Source organism: Proteus sp. PR00208, assembly GCF_016238545.1.
Classification (GTDB): Bacteria; Pseudomonadota; Gammaproteobacteria; order Enterobacterales; family Enterobacteriaceae; genus Proteus.
In genome coordinates, this window is record NZ_JAEHQE010000010.1 from 66607 (window position 1) to 87500 (window position 20894).

At 38.9% G+C, this 20894-nt stretch carries 19 protein-coding genes; 6 read left to right on the plus strand and 13 right to left on the minus strand.

Features of this window, described 5'->3' with window-relative positions; all coding sequences use genetic code 11:
• Nucleotides 1–62: 62 nt before the first annotated feature.
• The 8 genes from JEP36_RS08890 to rpmH form a co-directional block, all read right to left on the minus strand.
• A complete protein-coding gene (locus JEP36_RS08890; RefSeq protein WP_109373355.1) occupies nucleotides 63–524 on the minus strand; it encodes a DUF1097 domain-containing protein in 462 nt (153 codons plus the stop codon).
• A gap of 259 nt (nucleotides 525–783) precedes the next feature.
• Nucleotides 784–1179: an acetyltransferase gene (locus JEP36_RS08895; protein ID WP_198626396.1), complete on the minus strand. Its 396-nt coding sequence runs from the start codon at nucleotides 1177–1179 to the stop codon at nucleotides 784–786.
• Between the two features lie 134 nt (nucleotides 1180–1313).
• Nucleotides 1314–1493 (minus strand): hypothetical protein, encoded by a 180-nt coding sequence (locus tag JEP36_RS08900; protein WP_198626397.1) that lies wholly within the window; start codon nucleotides 1491–1493, stop codon nucleotides 1314–1316.
• 180 nt (nucleotides 1494–1673) lie between these two features.
• Nucleotides 1674–3038 (minus strand): tRNA uridine-5-carboxymethylaminomethyl(34) synthesis GTPase MnmE, encoded by a 1365-nt coding sequence (gene mnmE, locus JEP36_RS08905; RefSeq protein ID WP_196533655.1) that lies wholly within the window; start codon nucleotides 3036–3038, stop codon nucleotides 1674–1676.
• A 130-nt stretch (nucleotides 3039–3168) separates the two neighbouring features.
• Nucleotides 3169–4809 (minus strand): membrane protein insertase YidC, encoded by a 1641-nt coding sequence (yidC, locus tag JEP36_RS08910; RefSeq protein WP_023583364.1) that lies wholly within the window; start codon nucleotides 4807–4809, stop codon nucleotides 3169–3171.
• Between the two features lie 2 nt (nucleotides 4810–4811).
• Nucleotides 4812–5072 carry a membrane protein insertion efficiency factor YidD gene (gene yidD, locus JEP36_RS08915; RefSeq protein ID WP_072070482.1) on the minus strand — a complete coding sequence of 87 codons (261 nt, stop codon included), beginning with the start codon at nucleotides 5070–5072 and terminating at the stop codon, nucleotides 4812–4814.
• Nucleotides 5036–5395 (minus strand): ribonuclease P protein component, encoded by a 360-nt coding sequence (rnpA, locus tag JEP36_RS08920; RefSeq protein WP_071788569.1) that lies wholly within the window; start codon nucleotides 5393–5395, stop codon nucleotides 5036–5038. Before rnpA ends, yidD begins: the two co-directional genes overlap by 37 nt.
• Nucleotides 5396–5412: 17 nt before the next feature.
• Nucleotides 5413–5556, minus strand: coding sequence for a 50S ribosomal protein L34 (rpmH, locus tag JEP36_RS08925; protein ID WP_004246509.1), 144 nt, complete (start codon nucleotides 5554–5556; stop codon nucleotides 5413–5415).
• A 739-nt stretch (nucleotides 5557–6295) separates the two neighbouring features.
• Between rpmH and dnaA the strand changes: the two genes are divergently transcribed.
• The 4 genes from dnaA to gyrB are packed head-to-tail and all read left to right on the plus strand — an operon-like array spanning nucleotide 6296 to nucleotide 12339.
• Nucleotides 6296–7696: a chromosomal replication initiator protein DnaA gene (dnaA, locus tag JEP36_RS08930; RefSeq protein ID WP_100157783.1), complete on the plus strand. Its 1401-nt coding sequence runs from the start codon at nucleotides 6296–6298 to the stop codon at nucleotides 7694–7696.
• Between the two features lie 4 nt (nucleotides 7697–7700).
• Nucleotides 7701–8804: a DNA polymerase III subunit beta gene (dnaN, locus tag JEP36_RS08935; RefSeq protein ID WP_198620294.1), complete on the plus strand. Its 1104-nt coding sequence runs from the start codon at nucleotides 7701–7703 to the stop codon at nucleotides 8802–8804.
• Between the two features lie 11 nt (nucleotides 8805–8815).
• Nucleotides 8816–9904, plus strand: coding sequence for a DNA replication/repair protein RecF (gene recF, locus JEP36_RS08940; RefSeq protein ID WP_109373358.1), 1089 nt, complete (start codon nucleotides 8816–8818; stop codon nucleotides 9902–9904).
• A 20-nt stretch (nucleotides 9905–9924) separates the two neighbouring features.
• Nucleotides 9925–12339 carry a DNA topoisomerase (ATP-hydrolyzing) subunit B gene (gene gyrB / locus JEP36_RS08945; RefSeq protein ID WP_198620296.1) on the plus strand — a complete coding sequence of 805 codons (2415 nt, stop codon included), beginning with the start codon at nucleotides 9925–9927 and terminating at the stop codon, nucleotides 12337–12339.
• 74 nt (nucleotides 12340–12413) lie between these two features.
• Here the strand turns inward: gyrB and pepT are convergent, their stop codons facing one another.
• The 3 genes from pepT to asd form a co-directional block, all read right to left on the minus strand.
• Entirely contained in the window at nucleotides 12414–13649 is a 1236-nt protein-coding gene (gene pepT / locus JEP36_RS08950) for a peptidase T (RefSeq protein WP_232805437.1), read from the minus strand.
• A gap of 40 nt (nucleotides 13650–13689) precedes the next feature.
• Nucleotides 13690–15234, minus strand: a complete 1545-nt coding sequence (locus JEP36_RS08955; protein WP_198630100.1) for an AbgT family transporter — start codon at nucleotides 15232–15234, stop codon at nucleotides 13690–13692.
• A 461-nt stretch (nucleotides 15235–15695) separates the two neighbouring features.
• Nucleotides 15696–16802: an aspartate-semialdehyde dehydrogenase gene (gene asd / locus JEP36_RS08960; protein ID WP_100157779.1), complete on the minus strand. Its 1107-nt coding sequence runs from the start codon at nucleotides 16800–16802 to the stop codon at nucleotides 15696–15698.
• Nucleotides 16803–17273: 471 nt separating this feature from the next.
• Between asd and JEP36_RS08965 the strand changes: the two genes are divergently transcribed.
• On the plus strand, nucleotides 17274–17837 hold the full coding sequence (locus JEP36_RS08965) for a class I SAM-dependent methyltransferase (RefSeq protein WP_198630101.1): 564 nt from the start codon (nucleotides 17274–17276) through the stop codon (nucleotides 17835–17837).
• Between the two features lie 50 nt (nucleotides 17838–17887).
• Here the strand turns inward: JEP36_RS08965 and pdxR are convergent, their stop codons facing one another.
• A complete protein-coding gene (gene pdxR, locus JEP36_RS08970) occupies nucleotides 17888–19375 on the minus strand; it encodes a MocR-like pyridoxine biosynthesis transcription factor PdxR (protein ID WP_198630102.1) in 1488 nt (495 codons plus the stop codon).
• A 131-nt stretch (nucleotides 19376–19506) separates the two neighbouring features.
• Between pdxR and JEP36_RS08975 the strand changes: the two genes are divergently transcribed.
• Nucleotides 19507–19965, plus strand: a complete 459-nt coding sequence (locus JEP36_RS08975; RefSeq protein WP_109373364.1) for a GNAT family N-acetyltransferase — start codon at nucleotides 19507–19509, stop codon at nucleotides 19963–19965.
• A 94-nt stretch (nucleotides 19966–20059) separates the two neighbouring features.
• On the opposite strand, the gene JEP36_RS08980 is transcribed toward JEP36_RS08975, so the two are convergent.
• Complete coding sequence (locus JEP36_RS08980) at nucleotides 20060–20797, minus strand: tetratricopeptide repeat protein (protein ID WP_198630103.1); 738 nt, start codon at nucleotides 20795–20797, stop codon at nucleotides 20060–20062.
• Nucleotides 20798–20894 lie beyond the last annotated feature (97 nt).

Sequence of the window (20894 nt, forward strand, 5' to 3'; positions counted from 1 at the left end):
GATAAAAAAGCGGCTTTAGCATGACTAAACACCGCTTTTAGATTTGCGTTAGCATAAATAAATTACGCTGTTTTCGGCCATTTATTGGCAACCCAAAGCCCACTCATTTTCATCGAATAACCAAATAAAACACCAACGATTAATGAAGGGATAGTTTGAGCTAAATCCCCTTGTGCTGCAAATATTGTACATGCCCCAATAAATGTACCGGGGATATAAGCAAGTAATGCACTTTTAGCTTGAATACACATCACAAAGGCAATAACACCTGTTACTGCATACCCAAAAATAGATATATCACTAAAGACTTGGCTACCATAAATAATCGCCAATGCCCAAATTACGCCACTCATAATGGTAGCCATAGTAACGGCTAATCCTTTAATACCCTCTTTAGGATAAGCAAAATAGGCGGTACAACCTAAAAAGCCAGCCCAGCTTAATAAGTCAAATTGATTAGCAACAAATGCCCAAATGGCAGAAAGAATGCCTGTTGTCAGTGCAGTAAAGTAAAGCGTTCTCACGATAGACTCTTAAATAAAAGGGGGATATTTACCCAGTTAACTAAAAACGAAGTTTAGCATTATCATTAGTTGATTTACTATATTTAGATCATTAAAAAGCATAATTAAGATGCGTATTTATGCGATATTTAAAATCTATTTTTATTAGAAAAAATAAAGAAGATAAAGTAAACGTTTGCGTTGTTGATACACTAAAAAAAGTGTGAGAATAAATATTTTTTAGTTAGCTTAATAGTATTTATTAATATTCAAGTAACTATTATTTTTCAATAATATGAATATACAGTGTTCGAAGAGTGGAGGGTGAGTTGTTTTCTATTTCGATTAAGGTGAAACCATGATATTTATAAAGTTGAAGTAGCCTTTCATTATTTTCACATTCTAATATGATAATTCTACCACCAATAAGTTTTTGAGCTTCTGATAATACAGCATAAATTTCTTGTAAGATAAGTGCTAACGAAATAGGGTTATCAACTATTAATGTATTTTTTCCTATCTGCCCAATAAGAAAAGCTTTAACTTTTTCTGCAGTTCTAGAAATACCATCAAGTTGCTGTCTCTTTGTTTTACTTATTTTAACGTTATCAAGTATAAGCTCTTTAAAGGATAGAGAAAAATAAGCAAGAATTTCACCACTATCATTTAAAATCAAATAAGTTCTCGCATTATTGGTTTTCTCAAATCTAATTGCTTTAGTTGGAGAGATTAAAAACTTTTCAACATCGCTATTTAATTTATTAGAAAAACTGCGTAAAAGCTTAATTGTTGCTTCTTCACCAAACTCTTTTAGCAGTTCTCTAAGTTGGACAATCGTTGTTTTAATAGCGCAATCCCTTGTTTATTTTCTGCTTTGTAATTCCGTTTAACTATTTTTACATGGCGTGGGTAGCTTAAATCATGTTGGATAAAATCAATAGATTGCTTATCTTTAACAATAAAGCTTTTACTAAAAGAAGTAGTAGCCATAGGTATCTCCTATCGGTTTTCCTGTTTGAAAATATAGCAATATAGAGGGGTAGAAACAACTATTTTTGTTTAAAAAACGAACTACGAAAATAAATAAGAATATCACTTAGTTGTTTTTAAAGAGCCTATAGCGTGTGGTTAATTTTCTATTTACACGCCATAGGTAGTGGAAATGAGGCTTTACTTCCCAATACAGAAACTAGAGAAAATACGGCCTAATAAGTCATCAGAGGTAAATTCACCAGTGATTTCACTTAACGCTTGTTGAGCTAGTCTTAACTCTTCTGCCAATAATTCACCTGATTTTGCATAAACCAATTGTTCATGACCTTGCTGTAAGTGCTCTGCTGCGGTATTTAAGGCTTGTAAGTGGCGACGACGCGCTAAGAAACCACCTTCAGTATTACTATTAAAACCCATAGCTTCTTTTAGGTGATCGCGCAGCAATTCAATACCCATTCCATCGCGTGCGGATAAGCGGATCATCGGGTAATTACCTTGAGCCGTGATCTCAACATTCTCACCCGTTAAGTCTGATTTATTACGAATAACAGTAACAGGCAAGGTATTTGGTAAACGAGCCATAAATTCAGGCCAGATATCTTCAGGGGTTGTTGCATCAGTTGTGGTGCTATCAACCATAAATAACACTCTGTCTGCTTGCTCAATCTCTTTCCAAGCACGCTCAATACCAATACGTTCAACTTCATCACTGGCTTCACGTAAACCCGCTGTATCGATAATATGCAAAGGCATACCATCGATATGAATATGTTCACGCAATACATCACGCGTTGTACCAGCAATATCCGTAACAATCGCCGCGTCTCTGCCTGCTAATGCATTCAATAAGCTTGATTTACCCGCATTAGGGCGACCCGCGATAACTACTTTCATCCCTTCACGCAGTAAGCTGCCTTGGCGTGCTTGAGCCCGAACATCATCTAATTCTGCAATAACAGCGTTAAGTTTTCCTTCAATGATACCGTCAGAAAGAAAATCAATTTCTTCATCAGGGAAATCAATGGCCGCTTCAACATAGATGCGTAAGTGAGTTAATGACTCTACCATCTCGTTAATATGAGAGGAGAATGCACCTTGTAATGAATTAATCGCTGAACGTGCCGCTTGTTCTGAGCTGGCATCTATTAAATCAGCAATGGCTTCGGCTTGTGCTAAGTCGAGTTTGTCGTTTAAGAATGCGCGTTCAGAAAATTCACCAGGATTGGCAATCCGCACACCAGGAATTTGTAAGATACGTTTTAGTAATAAATCCAGAATAACGGGGCCGCCATGACCTTGTAGTTCTAGAACATCTTCGCCTGTAAATGAGTGCGGATTTGGGAAGAAAAGAGCGATACCCTGATCAAGCACGGAGTTATCATCATTGCGAAATGGCAGATAATCGGCATAACGAGGTTTAGGTAATTTACCTAAGACAGTTTGTGCCACAAGTGCTGCTTTAGGGCCAGAAACGCGTAGGATACCAACACCGCCTCTTCCCGGAGGTGTGGCCTGAGCGACGATAGTATCAGTGCTATGCATGGTGTACTCGCTTAATCAGAATAATCATATCAATATAAAAAACAGAAGGCGGTCATTGTAGACCGCCTTCGCTATTTTATGTCACTTTCCTTTGAATGTAACCAAGGAAGAGGTTTTTCCTCATGTGACCTTATTTTTTGTCTCTGCTGTGTAAGCCACGTTTTTCCAGACCGCGGTAAATTAACTGCTGCTGGATAATGGTCACTAAGTTACTGACGATATAGTACAGAACCAGACCTGATGGGAACCACAGGAAGAATACAGTAAACACAACCGGCATAAAGGTCATGATTTTTTGTTGCATCGGATCAGTCACTGCTGTAGGAGACAGTTTCTGAATGATGAACATTGTCACACCCATTAATAATGGCAGGATGTAGTACGGATCTTGCGCAGATAAGTCTTGGATCCATAACATAAATGGCGCATGACGTAATTCAACGGAACCCATCAGCATGTAATACAACGCAAGGAAGATTGGCATCTGGATAATTAGTGGTAAACAACCACCCAGAGGATTCACTTTCTCTTGTTTGTATAACGCCATCATTTCTTGGCTCATACGTTGTTTGTCATCACCAATACGTTCACGCAGTGCAGCCAGTTTTGGTTGCAGTAAACGCATTTTCGCCATGGAGGTGTACTGCGCTTTAGTCAGCGGGTACATGATACCACGAACGATAAAGGTGATCATGATGATGGAGAAGCCCCAGTTACCGATAAAGCTGTGAAGGAATTTCAGCAGTTTAAACAGTGGCTGAGAGATAAACCATAACCAACCGTAGTCTACAGATAGGTCTAAATGTGGCGCAATGGCTGACATTTCTGATTGAATTTCAGGACCGACCCATAATGTTGAGCTGATATCAGCACTGCTATTTGGTGCAATTGTCACTGGTGCTGATTTATAACCAATCAGAGCAATAGATTTGTTTTCTAAAGTGATTGAGTAGAAGCTATTGTTCTGACTCTCTTTAGAAGGAACCCATGCTGTTGCAAAGTATTGTTGTAACATTGCAACCCAACCATTGTTGGTGGTTATAGATAAGTTTTTATCTTCGATATCACCAAAGCTGTATTTTTTATAGTTGGTTTCATCTGATGAGTATGCCGCACCACGATAAGTGTGTAGCGCAAAGTTGCTGCTACCTGTATCACGGCTTTCTGGCAATTTAACAGATTGTTTTAACTGACCGTAGAAGTTCATGGTCAATGTTTTATCTGTTGTATTCTCAATTTTGTAATCAATACCGATATCGTACTGACCTTTCTTCAGAATGAAGGTTTTGACGAATTTTACGCCTTCTTCATTTACGAAAGTCATAGGTACGCGTAATTCATCTTGATTTTCACCAAGTACGAATTCGTTTTTATCAGCACTATAAACTGGGCGAGATTTCTGATCTGGACCATCTGGGCCGATTAAGCCACTTTGAGCCTGATACAGGAATTGTGGTGTAGTTTCCAGTAAACGGAAAGGTGTTGTCGAATTAAGCTCGGCGGGATAGGCTAACAAATCAGCCTCATCGATAGTACCGCCCTGAGTATTGATGCGAAGATCAAGTACGTCAGTTTTTACGGTAATCAATTTTGCCTGCTCATTGCTGTTACCAGTTACAGCAAGACTATCACTGCTTGGCACGTCCGCTTGTTGCGAGACCTGTGCGGTAGTGGTGGTGTTTTGTGAAACTTTATCACCCTCCCACTGCTGCCAGATCAGGAAAGAAACGAACAGCAAAGCGATGAATAGAAGATTGCGTTGCGAATCCATCGTTAATTTTCTCTGTTATCGTCGTTTTTTCTAGGTGGGACAGGATCATCACCACCTTCGTGTAAAGGGTGGCATTTTAATATGCGTTTCACTGTTAACCAACTACCTTTTATCATTCCAAACCTGCGCAATGCCTCAATTCCGTAATGAGAGCACGTAGGATTAAAACGACAACGAGGCCCCAACAGAGGACTAATCCCCAGTTGATAGCCCCTAATCAGCAAGATCAGGACTTTTGAGCCAAGCGACAATGACGACGCCATAATTTACCCAACACTTCCGTCAATTGATGGTTATCAAGTTCAGCAACCCCTTTTCTTACTAATAACACAAAATCCATCGGTGGTAATTCATGCTGATGTAAACGAAAGTATTCACGGGCTAATCGTTTAATACGATTGCGCTCATGAGCACGTTTAACGTTTTTCTTTGCGATTGTTAGACCGATGCGGGGATGCCCCAGCTCATTCTGGCGACCCAAAATAGTAACTTCTGGAGAACTCGCACGTTGTGGCTGCTGGAAAACAAAATTGAAATGCTTGGGAGTTAACAAACGTAACTCCCTTGGAAAAGCGAGCTTAACCACGGAATGGTTAGCTTTTATTATTTCGAAGAAACGGTCAGACGAGCGCGGCCTTTCGCACGACGGCGAGCCAGAACCTGACGACCATTTTTAGTGGCCATACGAGCGCGGAAGCCGTGGTTACGGTTGCGCTTCAGTACAGACGGTTGAAAAGTGCGTTTCATGGCGATTTCTACCTACTTAATATAATTACTGATTCAGCAAATGCGTTGACAGACGGGCGTGCAATAAATAAACAAACCAGTACTTCAATCGCAGCATCAATGATGGAAAGATGCGGGATTGTAATAAAATCACTCAAATGCGTCAATGAAGATGACGCTTTAAGTACCGATTTTTGTCGTCTTTTTTAGCAAACCCGATAATCAATCCTGACTTATGCGCAACGAGTACGCTTATTAGCGACCTAAAAAAGTCTTAATAAGTGACTTTGTTGGTACAAGCACGCAGGGTGCAAGATTATACGGACTCACGGTGAAAGCGCAAGGATCTTTAGCGGATCAAATGAGAGATATTTGATCACTTACTATAAGAAAGAGATATTTATGCAAAGAGAAAGTTATCCCCAATTGCTATTTGTAGGACGACTCAAGTACACTAGAACGCCTTTGCATATTTCATTTGGTGAATTATCACAAATCGGCAAGCCTGTGGATAAAAACCATAAAAACTGTGCAAAAGAAAGAGGATCTTCGTTTCATTTTGCGATATGATCCCCCGTCACGATCAGAATAGCCAGTCTGCGATCGTGAGTCACGATGTAAAAAAATCGTTGTCACCAAGAGTTGTTCCTTATTAAGAATTGAAGAGGAACGGTGTTGTGCACTTTGTATTTAGGCGCACAGTGTTTAACTGCATTTTTCCTGTTTATTTTTTAGTCTTGTTTTTTTAGGGGAGTTCGCCGTGTCACTTTCGCTTTGGCAGCATTGTCTTGCCCGATTGCAGGATGAGTTACCTGCCACTGAATTTAGTATGTGGATACGTCCCTTGCAGGCAGAACTAAGCGATAATACGCTGGCGCTGTATGCACCTAATCGTTTTGTCTTAGATTGGGTGAGAGAAAAATACATTAATAATATCAACGCATTATTAGTGGATTTTTGTGGCTCTGAAGTCCCTTCTTTACGTTTTGAAGTGGGTAATAAACCCGCATCTGCACGTACTACAGAAAGTATTCCTAAAGCTGTTGTACATCCGACAGTGAATACCGCTCCAACACATAGTCAGCCTGTTCGTCCTAGTTGGGATAATCAACCGGCATCTCAGCTGCCTGAACTCAATTATCGTTCTAACGTTAACCCTAAACATAAGTTTGATAACTTCGTTGAAGGTAAGTCAAACCAGTTAGCAAGAGCAGCGGCAAGACAAGTTGCTGATAACCCAGGTGGAGCTTATAACCCACTCTTTTTATATGGTGGAACAGGGCTTGGTAAAACGCACTTGTTACACGCCGTGGGTAACAGCATTATGGAACGCAAAGCGAATGCAAAAGTCGTGTATATGCATTCTGAACGATTCGTACAAGATATGGTAAAAGCATTACAAAATAATGCGATAGAAGACTTTAAACGCTATTACCGTTCTGTGGATGCACTATTAATTGATGACATTCAATTTTTCGCCAATAAAGAGCGTTCACAAGAAGAATTTTTTCATACCTTTAACGCATTGTTAGAGGGAAATCAGCAAATTATTTTAACGTCAGACCGTTATCCTAAAGAGATAAATGGTGTTGAAGACAGATTAAAATCGCGCTTTGGTTGGGGATTAACGGTTGCTATTGAGCCACCTGAACTTGAAACCCGAGTGGCGATTTTGATGAAAAAAGCGGATGAAAACCAAATTCAGTTACCTGACGAAGTGGCCTTTTTTATTGCTAAAAGACTTCGTTCTAACGTCCGTGAGCTTGAAGGTGCATTAAACCGAGTAATTGCTAACGCAAACTTTACAGGTCGTGCGATTACTATCGACTTTGTACGTGAAGCATTACGTGATCTGCTCGCTTTGCAGGAAAAATTAGTCACTATCGATAATATTCAAAAAACGGTTGCTGAATATTATAAAATTAAAGTCGCTGATTTACTGTCAAAGCGGAGATCCCGATCGGTTGCCCGTCCGAGGCAAATGGCAATGGCGCTGGCGAAGGAATTAACAAACCACAGCTTGCCTGAAATCGGGGATGCCTTTGGTGGTCGTGATCATACAACAGTCCTTCATGCATGCCGAAAAATAGAGCAATTGCGTGAAGAAAGTCATGACATCAAAGAAGATTTTTCTAACTTAATCAGAACATTATCATCCTAGCGCTATGAAATTTATCATTGAACGTGAACAGCTTCTTAAGCCGCTACAACAAGTAAGTGGCCCTTTAGGTGGTCGTCCAACATTACCTATTTTAGGTAACCTATTGCTTAAGGTCACTGAAAATACCTTATCGCTAACGGGGACTGACCTTGAAATGGAGATGGTGGCAAGAGTTAATCTTAGCCAATCTCATGAAATTGGCGCCACAACTGTTCCTGCGCGTAAGTTTTTTGATATTTGGCGTGGGCTACCAGAAGGTGCTGAAATTAGTGTTGAGCTCGATGGTGATCGCCTATTAGTGCGTTCAGGTCGTAGTCGTTTCTCCTTATCAACATTACCTGCATCTGATTTTCCTAATTTAGATGATTGGCAAAGTGAGGTTGAATTTACTTTGCCTCAAGCAACATTAAAACGTCTGATTGAGGCCACTCAATTTTCAATGGCGCATCAAGATGTGCGTTATTACCTCAACGGCATGTTGTTTGAAACTGAAAATACAGAGTTACGCACAGTTGCAACAGATGGACACCGTTTAGCGGTATGTTCAATGGATATTGGGCAATCTTTACCAGGACATTCTGTTATTGTTCCTCGTAAAGGTGTTATTGAATTGATGCGTTTACTTGATGGTGGTGGTGAAAGCTCACTGCAATTGCAAATCGGTAGTAATAATATACGTGCTCATGTGGGGGATTTTATTTTCACCTCGAAGTTGGTTGATGGTCGTTTCCCTGACTATCGTCGTGTATTACCGAAAAATCCAACGAAAACAGTGACTGCGGGTTGTGATATTCTTAAACAGGCATTTTCTCGTGCTGCAATTTTATCCAATGAGAAATTCCGTGGTGTGCGTATAAACCTCACCAACGGTCAATTGAAAATTACAGCTAATAACCCTGAGCAAGAAGAAGCAGAAGAGATTGTTGATGTTCAATATCAAGGTGAAGAAATGGAAATTGGCTTTAATGTCAGTTATCTCCTTGATGTACTTAATACATTGAAATGTGAAGAAGTTAAACTTCTACTAACAGATGCTGTTTCAAGTGTTCAAGTAGAGAATGTGGCAAGTTCTGCGGCTGCTTATGTTGTTATGCCAATGCGTTTATAATAGTCACTAACATGATTTTATCCCGTTTATTGATCCGTCATTTTAGAAATATTGAACAGGCGGATCTGCCATTAGCGGATGGCTTTAATTTCCTTGTTGGACCTAACGGGAGTGGTAAAACAAGTATACTTGAAGCGATTTACACGTTAGGCCACGGACGCGCATTTCGTAGTTCTCAAGCTAATCGCGTGATCCAGCATGATGAAAATGAATTTATTCTTCATGGGCGCTTAAGTGGGCTAAATGAAGAGAGCCGTGGCTATGCGATTGGATTAAGTAAAGATCGCGAAGGCAATAGTACAGTGCGTATTGATGGCAGCGATGGTCATAAAATTGCAGAATTAGCAAAATTGTTACCTATGCAATTAATAACACCTGAAGGCTTTACACTTCTGAATGGTGGGCCTAAATATCGTCGCGCTTTTATTGATTGGGGTTGTTTCCATAATGAACCTCGATTTTTTGCTGCATGGTCAGATTTAAAACGTGTATTAAAACAACGTAATGCAGCACTGAGGCAAGCAACGTCTTATAGACAACTGATGCCTTGGGATAAAGAGCTTATCTTATTAACAGAACAGATAAGTGAATGGCGAGCTCAATATACCGAAGATATCGCTAAAGATATTGAAGAAACGTGCCGTCTGTTCTTACCTGAATTTTCGTTGAAAGTGAGCTTTCAACGGGGATGGGATAAAGAAACTGATTATGGTGAGTTGCTAGCACGTCAATTTGAACGTGATAAAATGTTAGCGTATACCTCACTTGGTGCTCATAAGGCGGATTTACGTATTAGAGCAAACGGCACGCCAGTAGAAGATATGTTGTCACGAGGCCAGCTCAAGTTGTTGATGTGTGCTTTGAGGCTGGCACAAGGTGAATATTTCACTCGTAAGAATGGGCAAAGATGCCTGTATCTGCTCGATGATTTTGCTTCCGAATTAGATGCGAGTCGGCGTCAGTTATTAGCCGAGCGTCTAAAGTCTACGCAAGCTCAAGTGTTTGTCAGTGCGATAACACAAGGGCAAGTGAAAGATATGCTAGATGTAAATAGCAGGCTATTTAGCGTAGAACGTGGCAAAATAGAGGTTAAACCATAGGAATAAAGCGAGAAACGTTGATGTCGAATACATATGACTCCTCAAGTATCAAAGTATTAAAAGGGCTGGATGCGGTGCGTAAGCGCCCGGGGATGTATATCGGGGATACAGATGATGGAACCGGTCTGCATCACATGGTCTTCGAGGTGGTCGACAACGCAATCGACGAAGCCCTCGCGGGTTTCTGTGATGAGATAATTGTCACTATCCATTCAGATAACTCCGTCTCTGTTCGAGATGATGGTCGTGGAATTCCAACCGGCATTCACCCAGAAGAGGGTGTCTCAGCAGCAGAGGTTATTATGACCGTTCTGCATGCGGGGGGTAAATTCGATGATAACTCCTATAAAGTCTCTGGTGGACTTCATGGTGTAGGGGTTTCTGTTGTTAATGCGTTGTCTGAAAAACTTGAACTGACAATCCATCGTGATGGAAATATCCATCAACAAATTTATCGTCATGGTGTGCCTGATGATCGCTTAAAAGTGATTGGCGATACTGAAAAATCAGGGACATTTGTACGCTTCTGGCCAAGTCTTGAAACCTTTAAAGGTGAGACTGAATTCCAGTATGAGATCCTAGCAAAACGTCTTCGTGAGTTGTCATTCTTAAACTCAGGCGTTTCTATCCGTTTAATTGATAAACGTGATAACCGAGAAGATCATTTCCACTATGAAGGCGGTATTAAAGCATTCGTTGAATACTTAAGCCGTAACAAAACGCCTATTCACCAAAATGTATTCTATTTCTCAACAGAAAAAGACAATATTGGTGTTGAAGTGGCAATGTTGTGGAATGACGGTTTCCAAGAGAACGTTTATTGCTTTACCAACAATATTCCACAACGTGATGGTGGTACTCACTTAGTTGGTTTCCGTACTGCAATGACACGTACGTTAAACAACTATATGGATAAAGAAGGTTTTAATAAGAAATCGAAAATCAGTGCAACGGGTGATGACGCTCGTGAAGGCTTGATTGCGGTTATCTCTGTTAAAGTCCCAGATCCTAAATTCTCATCACAAACAAAAGATAAACTGGTTTCTTCAGAAGTGAAAACAGCGGTAGAAACGCTGATGAATGAGAAGCTGGTGGAATATCTGTTAGAAAATCCAAATGACGCGAAAATCGTTGTTGGTAAAATCATTGATGCTGCTCGTGCGCGTGAAGCGGCACGTAAAGCGCGTGAAATGACACGTCGTAAAGGCGCATTAGATTTAGGTGGCTTACCAGGTAAATTAGCGGATTGTTCTGAACGTGATCCTGCTTTCTCTGAACTGTATTTAGTGGAAGGGGACTCTGCGGGTGGCTCTGCAAAACAAGGGCGTAACCGTAAAACACAGGCTATTCTTCCGTTAAAAGGTAAAATCCTAAACGTTGAGAAAGCACGCTTTGATAAAATGCTGGCTTCTCAAGAAGTTGCAACGTTAATCACTGCATTAGGTTGTGGTATCGGTCGTGATGAATATAACCCAGATAAACTGCGTTATCACAGCATTATCATCATGACGGATGCGGACGTCGATGGTTCTCACATTCGTACTCTGTTACTGACCTTCTTCTATCGTCAAATGCCAGAAATTATCGAACGTGGTCATATCTTTATTGCTCAGCCACCTCTTTACAAAGTGAAGAAAGGTAAACAAGAGCAATACATCAAAGATGATGACGCAATGGACGAGTATCTGATGTCGATCGCTCTTGATGGCGCAGCACTTTATGTGAGTGAACACGCACCCGCAATGCACGGTGAGCAACTTGAAAAATTGGTTGTTGATTACCATGCAGCGCACAAGATTATTCGTCGTATGGAGCGTATCTATCCACTTAGCATGTTAAGCAGCTTGGTGTATCACTCAACGCTGACAGAAGATGCGTTATCTGATAAAGCCAAAGTTGAAGAGTGGATGAGTGGCTTGGTTAACCGCTTAAACGAAGCCGAAGATCAAGGCAGCACTTATAGCTACACCATCGCTCAAAATGATGAAAATCGTCTGTTCGAACCTGTATTACGTATTCGTACTTATGGTGTGGATACAGACTACAAATTGGATTATGACTTTATCCACAGTAGCGAATATCAACGCATTACGCATTTAGGTGACATTATCGGTAACCTAATTGAAGAGGGTGCGTTTATTGAGCGTGGTGAGCGTCGTCAGCCAATTTCAAGCTTTGAAGAAGCACTTGAGTGGTTAACAAAAGAATCACGTCGTGGTCTTGCTGTACAGCGTTATAAAGGTCTTGGTGAAATGAACCCAGAGCAATTATGGGAAACCACCATGAATCCAGATACACGTCGTATGATGCAAGTCACCGTGAAAGATGCGATCGCAACTGATGAATTATTTACCACCTTAATGGGTGATGCAGTTGAACCTCGTCGTGCCTTTATCGAAGAGAATGCGCTGAAAGCGGCAAATATTGATATCTAGTTTTATTCTAAATTAGATAAAAAAAGCGGAGCTGTGAAAACGGCTCCGCTTTTTTGTTGGCTACAACAATCACACTATCCGCGTTGTCCAGCCAAACGGCACAGCATTTCTGTCACTAAATAGCTCTTTTCAAATGAGCTAACAGGTAAAAATTCAAAACGAGAGTGGAAATTCAGTGCACCAGTGAAATAGTTTGGTGTGAGTAATCCTCTTGCTGAAAGCGCAGAGCCATCTGTACCTCCTCGCATTGGGATCACATTAGGTTGAATATTTAATTGTTTTAATGCTTCAAAAATAAGTTCGATAGCAGTGCGATCTTCTCCAATCGAATCACTGATATTGCTATACACATCGACAATCTCATAGTTGATTTGTGCACGAGGATGGCGAGCTTGGATCAAAGCAACAGACTGTTTAATAAACTGTTTACGAGCTTCATAACTTTGTTTATCAAAGTCACGAATAGCCATTTTAATCACTGCATTATCAGGATTGGCTATTAAATCGGTGACATAGAAATAACCTTCTCGATGCTCGGTATGCTCTGGTGTATCAAAGCGGTCAAAACAGCCAATAAAATCATGAGCAACACGAATTGGGTTTAACAATACATTTTTCGCGGACATTGGGTGCGCAGTAACACCTTTTACAGACACTTTAATTGACGCGGCATTGAAGGTTTCATACACCACTTCACCTAATGCACAACAATCAATAGTGTAAGCAAAATCAACGTCAAAGCGAGATAAATCCATCAGTTTAGAACCGCGTAATCCAATTTCTTCATCGGGTACAAACGCGACATAGATATCGCCACAATCAAAATCAGCTTGTTGCAGTTTATCCATTAATTCCATCACAACGGTGATCGCCGCTTTATTATCAGCCCCTAATACACTTGTGCCATCACTGAAAATAATCTCTTCACCGATATAAGGCACAGCTTCAGGGTGTTCTTGAGCTTTAAACCAGATGTCTTTCTTTTGGTTCAAGCAGAGATCTATACCTTCATAACGCAGTGTTTGAGGGTGAATATTGGGTGATATTCCCACATCAACCGTATCAAGATGAGCAACAAAACCCACTTTAGGAGCATTGGGATTATTACCTGGTCTCATCGCATATAAAATGGCATGAGAGTTGATATAAATATCTTTTAATCCATAAGTTTCTAGCTCTTTAGCCAGTAACTTTGCTAGCTCAAGTTGCCCTTGTGTGCTGGGTACCACAGAAGCAGATGCATCACTTTGGCTTTCAACTGCCAGATAACGGAAGAAACGCTGTTCTAACTTTTGACCTAGGGTGTTCATTATAATGTTGTTCCTAATACTGTTATTTTATAAGAATGATTTATGCAGGTTGCCATGTATATCCACTGTCAAAACCAAGAGGGATATCTAATCCCCAAAAGATAAACAGTGTGGTGGTTAATACAATAAGCAAGCCAATAGTAAAGGGGATCATCATTGAGCATAGTGTACCGATACCTGCACCTTTATAGTATTTTTGGCAATACATCAAAATCAGTGGATAGAATGGGAACATTGGTGTGCTCACATTCATTGCAGAATCACTAACACGGAACGCGGCTTGCGTTAATTCAGGTGAAATTCCGACAGCCATTAACATTGGCACTAATACTGGTGCAATCACTGCCCATTTCGATGTTGCTGAGGTGATCATGATATTTAAGATTGCAGTCAGCAATATCACACCCAACACAGTCATACCTGAAGGCATATTAAGCGTGCGCAGTAATTCCGCACCTGATAATGCTAATAGTGTACCTAAATTTGAGTGCTGAAAAGAGTAAAGAAATTGAGCCGCAAAAAAGGCGAAAACGATAAATGGGATCAGTGATTTGGTGATATTTTCCATTGCTTTGACAATATCTTTTGTAGACGCAAAAGACTTTGTCATATAGCCATAAATTAAACCGGGTACAGAAAAGAAGATAAACAGTAAAGGCACCACAATTTGCATAATTGGGGCTTTAGGGCTGGTTAAACTGCCTTCTGGTGAACGTAATGGTGAGGTTTCTGGTAATAACAGTGCAAATAAACCAATTCCCATTAGCACCACTGCCCAACCCGCAAAACGGAATGCCCGTTTTTCTATTGGTGTGATTTCACCTAACTCTGCATCTTTAATATCAATACTAGAAGAGAAAGGGCAGTTTTTATTTAACCAAGGCTCTACAATTTTTTCAGTGATATACCAACAAGTTAAAATAACGCCAAATGTTCCACCTACGCTAAAAAAGTAGTTACATAAAACGTTAACACTATATCCCGGAGCCATAATTTGTGCTGCTTCTTGAGTAAAGCTTTGCATTATTGGGTCAATAATTGACGGTGTATAACTTGCTGTAAATCCACCCGCCAAACCTGCAAATGAGGCTGCGATACCAGCTAAAGGATGACGACCACTGGCATAGAACATCATCGCAGAGACTGGCATAAGAATAACGTAAGCAGAGTCGGAAGCTAAGTGTGCAACAATACCAACAAAAACAACCGTTGGTGTCAGCATTTTAGGAGAAATAAACGAAAGCATTTTTTTTAGAGCCGTTTTAATAAAACCGCTGCTTTCTGCAATACCAATTCCTAATGTTGCAACAATCGTTATTCCAAGTGGAGGAAAGCTAATGAAATTTTTCACCGCACTTGTCACAAATAATATGATCTCTTCATATTGAAACATATTAATAACGGCGATTTTCTCTTTAGTCACTGGGTGGAAATAATCAAAATGTACAAATGAGAGGAAGAATGAAAATATCCAGCAGATCACTAAGGCGTAAACGAACAACATCGTAACATCAGGCATGATATTACCAATGCGTTCGACTCGGTTTAAAAAACCTTTTTTATTGGGTTGTGTTTGTGTTGTCATATTTATAATGCATCTTTTTATAAAAGTAATAAAAATCACCTTAAATAAATGACAATAAAAAGTAAATTTATTTTTAAATAATAAGTAGTTACCGAGGTTCATATAAAAGAAAGAGAAAAGGAATAATATATTAGAAATTATTATATTTAGATTTTTGTCGTCATTATTTTTCAGTTGTTAAAAAATGCTTTATTTATTTTTACACTCTATTTTGAATAAAAATAGGTGGATTATGCTGAATAATCATCCTGAATTCTTTAGAGTTGTTTTTGAAATTATTGTAGAAAACTTGTTTTATAAAGATCTATAAAATTAAAAATAAATAAAATAAGAAAAATTAAAAAATAGTTTTATGAGAAAAAGATGTGAGGAAAATAAGAAATGAAGCTAATAACTATTGAAAATAAGAATATCAACCATTTCTATTTTCTTAAAATGGCCGATATTCTAAAGAATGAATTTTAACGCAGAATATTCAACATACGACGTAAAGGCTCTGCGGCACCCCATAACAGCTGGTCACCCACTGTAAAGGCTGAAATAAATTCAGGGCCCATATTTAGTTTACGAATACGGCCTACTGGTGTGCTCAATGTACCTGTGACTGCTGCTGGTGTTAATTCACGCATAGTTAATTCACGATCATTAGGAATGACTTTAACCCAATCATTATGGCTTGCGAGTAACTGTTCAATCTCTGCAACAGGTAAGTCTTTTTTCAGTTTTAAGGTGAATGCTTGGCTATGGCAACGTAATGCACCAATACGAACACAAAGACCATCCACAGGAATGATATTAGAACCTGTATTTAGGATCTTGTTAGTTTCAGCTTGCCCTTTCCACTCTTCGCGGCTTTGGCCGTTTTCTAGTTGTTTATCAATCCAAGGGATCAAACTACCTGCAAGAGGAACACCAAATTGTTCGGTAGGCATTGTACCGCTGCGCGTAAAGTTAGTGACTTTACGTTCAATATCTAAGATTGCAGAGGCGGGGTTTTCTAGCTCTTTAACCACTTGATTATGTAAAGAACCCATCTGTGACAGTAGCTCTCTCATATGACGAGCACCAGCCCCAGACGCCGCTTGATAAGTAGATACGCTTGCCCATTCCACTAGATTGTTAGCAAACAGACCACCTAATGACATTAGCATTAAACTGACGGTGCAGTTACCACCGACAAAGGCTTTAATGCCTTTATTTAAGCTGTCTTGAATATGTTGTCCATTAACAGGATCGAGAATAATCACTGCATCATCATTCATACGCAGTGCTGATGCTGCATCAATCCAGTAACCTTGCCAACCGGCTTGACGCAGTTTTGGATAGATTTCATTGGTGTAGTCACCACCTTGGCAACTAATAATAATATCGAGTGATGCTAAGGTATCAATGTCATAAGCATCTTGCAGAGTACTACGGTGATTACCATAAGCAGGTGCTGCTTCACCTAATTGAGATGTGGTGAAGAAAACAGGGTTTATCCCATCAAAATCACGTTCTTCAACCATTCTTTGCATTAAAACGGAGCCGACCATACCACGCCAGCCCACAAAACCAACATTTTTCATTGTAATTACCCTGTCTTTGTCTGTAGGAATAGTGAGAGACCTCACACTAACCTGACAAAATATAGAGATAGGTGCAAGTGAATTTATTGATTATTTGCCAAAGAATTAGAAGCGTTTCTTATAGTCTGCATAGAGTTAACAAAAGGAAACCACAGAACGAACAAATATCAATAATTTGTTAAAAGCAAAATGGATGAGTCATTAAAGTGTAAGAATATTCTGTTATTTCTTATTTCGTTTTTTTAATAAATAAAAATATATTCTTGTTTAAGAAAATAGAGTAAAAATAGAAAAATGTAAAATAGTGTAATATATAAGAAAAACGTATTTACTTAGATATGGCTCCAAGCTTTATACTGAAAAACGTTATCCAAGAGATGACATAAATTCATAAATAAAAAATAACGATGAATATTCTTCATTTTATCTGATTTTTATTTTACCTTGATAAAAAGGTTTTAGGAGGCGCAAATGGATATATCTACATTCATTCCATTATCTACGTATTACTCATATTTAAAGCGGTTTGTGATTTCACCAACCACAATGGGTACTATCGCACCTTCATCTCGTTGGTTATGTTATGAAATGCTGGATAAACTCAACTGGCATCAAGATGTTCAAATTGCAGAATTAGGTGCGGGTACTGGCGTTATTACGCATCAAATTCTAAAAAGAATGTCTGCACATTCATCGTTGGATGTCTTTGAAATAGAACCGAGTTTCGCCACTGAACTGCGTAAAATTGATGATAAACGCTTAAAGATTTATACCACATCAGCAGAGAAATTAGATAGTCATTATAATATGATTATTTCAGGGCTTCCTTTTCTATCTATTAATCGAAAATTAGGATTAAAAATCTTAAAACGGGTTCATAGTGAGTTATTAAAAACACAAGGTTGCTTTGTTCTTTTTCAATATACAACGCGATATGAAAAGACATTATCTCGTTATTTTCATTTGGAAAAAAGACGTGTAATACGAAATGTTCCTCCTGCTTGGGTTTATTATTGCACACCAAAAATAAAATAGGGTGAATATAAAGCTTATTCGATTTTTATATTGTAAATAATCAATATTATTTATTCAGATAAAACTTGAGCAAGCCGCATAATACTGTTTTCAATTTCGGTAGGATTATGAGCCGCATATCCTAATAATACGCCTTGTTTAGGATAAGCTTGTATACAGTAACGTGATAAAGGCTGTATAGCTAAGCCAATTTCTTGCCCTTTTTTAACAATATATTCTTCTGTGTAGCCAGCTAGTAGCCAGCAGATAATATGGATCCCAGAGTCTGTCGGTTCAACACAGAAAACATGAGATAAATGTGTTTTTATGGCATTAGTTAATACTTGATAGCGTTCATAGCAGGCTTTTCGTATTCGCCGAACATGGCGTGCATAATGACCTTGAGAAATAAACAGCGCTAATGTTGCTTGCTCTAAAAAGCCTGAGTGAGAGTCGGTGTAGTATTTAGCGACTTTAAAAGCGTCAACTAAAGTTTGAGGCACGACTAAAAAGCCTAAACGAAATCCGGGATACATCATTTTTGAAAATGTACCGGCATAAATAACGCGCTGGTATTTATCTAAACCTTGTAGAGATTGAATGGGTTTAGAGTGATAGCGAAATTCGCTATTGTAGTCATCTTCAAAGATCCACACATCATGGGATGATGCCCACTCTAATAACGCAATACGGCGTGAAAGTGAGAGGGTATTACCTAAAGGGAATTGATGTGAAGGTGTTGTAAAAACAAGTTTTGCTTCAGGACACTGCTCTATTCCTTGAAAAATATTCATTCCATCAATATCTGAATTTATTGGGTGTGATTTTATACCATAAGATGTGAAGATCCCTCGTGCGCTGTCATAACCAGGATCATCTAACCAAACGGCATCGCCTTCTTTTAATAATACTCTGGTGGTGAGGTTAATCGCTTGCTGTGTTCCATTTACAATAATGATTTGTTCAGGTTGGCAATAAAGACCACGAGTTGATTGCATATATTGGCATATCATCTCTTTTAATGGGGTATAGCCTGTTGGCGAATTAAATGTTGCGAGTGCTTTTTTTGATTGCCGCCAAACACGCCCTAATAATCTTCCCCAAAGTTCATGTGGAAAAAGATCAACACATCCGACTCCGACGTGAAAAATAGGGTTACTGTTTATATTGGGTTGCGATTGTTGCCAAAAATCCTGTGCTTTTTGCATATTCGGATTTAGCATTTCTAACGGATTTTCTATTAACAAAGAAGAGGCTGGATTGGTTGTTTTAACCCACTTATCAGAAATAATGGCATCAGGGATTGTACTTGCGACAAAAGTACCTGCACCGCGTCGAGTAAATAAATAACCTTCATCAATTAAACGTTCAAATCCTGCAATAACCGAATTACGGGAAATCGACATCATTTCAGCTAAGGTACGGCTTGATGGTAAGCGACTACCAGAAGATAAACGCCCATCTAAAATAGCTTTTCTAATCGCGTGATAAATCTGAGAACCAATAGGTCCTTCCTCTAAAACAAGGTTAGGAAAATAAGCTGTTTTTTTCTGTTTCATAAAGTGGATCCTATAAAAACACAAAAAGTGTACCTTATTGAGAACCAAAATTAAACGTACCATGGCAACGATTAAAGGCAGGGTGATACCTTTTGTTTATACCGTTTATGAAAGTAGAAGGAAGCGAAGAGATGAGCACAACACCAATAACTGTTTCAATTCAGTTTGTTGAACAAGCGCATTATGCTCAATGGTTGCCACATTGGTTAAGTTATCAAGCATTTTATAAAGTTGAGTTATCAGAAGAAATTACATTAAAAACATGGGCACGTTTTTTTGATGAAAAAGAGCCTGTTTATTGTGCCGTAGCGATGGAAGGTGAAAAGGTATTGGGTTTTGTTCATTACCTTTTTCATCGTTCAACATGGGCTGAAAGTGATTTTTGTTATTTAGAAGATTTATTTGTTTCACCAGATATACGCGGTCGCCACGTAGGTAAGCAACTTATTGAATTTGTTAATCAACAAGCAAAACAGCGTGATTGTGCTCGTTTATATTGGCATACACAGGAAACCAACTTACGCGGTCAACGTTTATATAACTGGGTGGCAGAAAAACCAGGTGTGATTGAATACCGTATGGCGCTGTAAAAGAACGTTAGGTAGGGCAGATAGGGTATAAAAGAGATGGCAATATTTACCATCTCTTTTCTGAGTTAGGGTTATTTATTAGATTAAATTTCGGTTAATTAAATGCTTGTTGGCAATAGAATTCATTGCCAACTTTTTTGGCTTCTTCACAAGCCTGTTTCATTAATTCGTCAGCTTTTTGCTTATTTGGTTCGATAATATGATATTGACCAGAGAACATAAAAGAGGCCATTGCTTGAGCAAATCCTTCAAAAGTTATTTCGTTGGCTTTTGCAAACCACATATTCGCTTTTTTAGTATCTACAGGGACATTACCTACTCCGCTATAAAGAACACCTAACCAAATCGGCGCATAAACCAGTTCAGGTTGATGCGTTGCTGCGGCTTCTTCTAATAACGCAATTGCTTTTTTATAATCGGTTTCACCAGATAAAGGTGCTATCAGCGCTGTTGCTAGACTTATTTTTCCTCTTATGCTTCCTTTATTCGTTGCGATTGTTGCTAATTTTCTTGCATCAACATAATGATTTTTAAAATAAGGGTCAGTATTAAATAAATAGAGATCAGCAAGTAGTGCGTAGGCATCGTCATAATCATTTTTTATGGCTTCATTAGCCCACAGTTGTGCATTGAAGAGATTTTTTTCTACACCCGTTCCCATTAAATACATTTCAGCCAATTGATATTGAGCTTGTGCATTATGGTTTAGTGCTTCTGTGCGGGTTTGTTCAAACACTCTTTTTTCTTGTTCTTCAAAATTAGCATGCAAAGAAAAAGAGAAGAAAAGGGTCATTAAACTGATAAAGGTCGAAATAGATTTAATAAATGTCATGTAGAGTACCGTTTGTAATGATTTTGAAAATCTTACCAATAATAATGGTATAAAAGCAGTTTATTTCTTCGACTTAATCAAACAAATAACAATATTG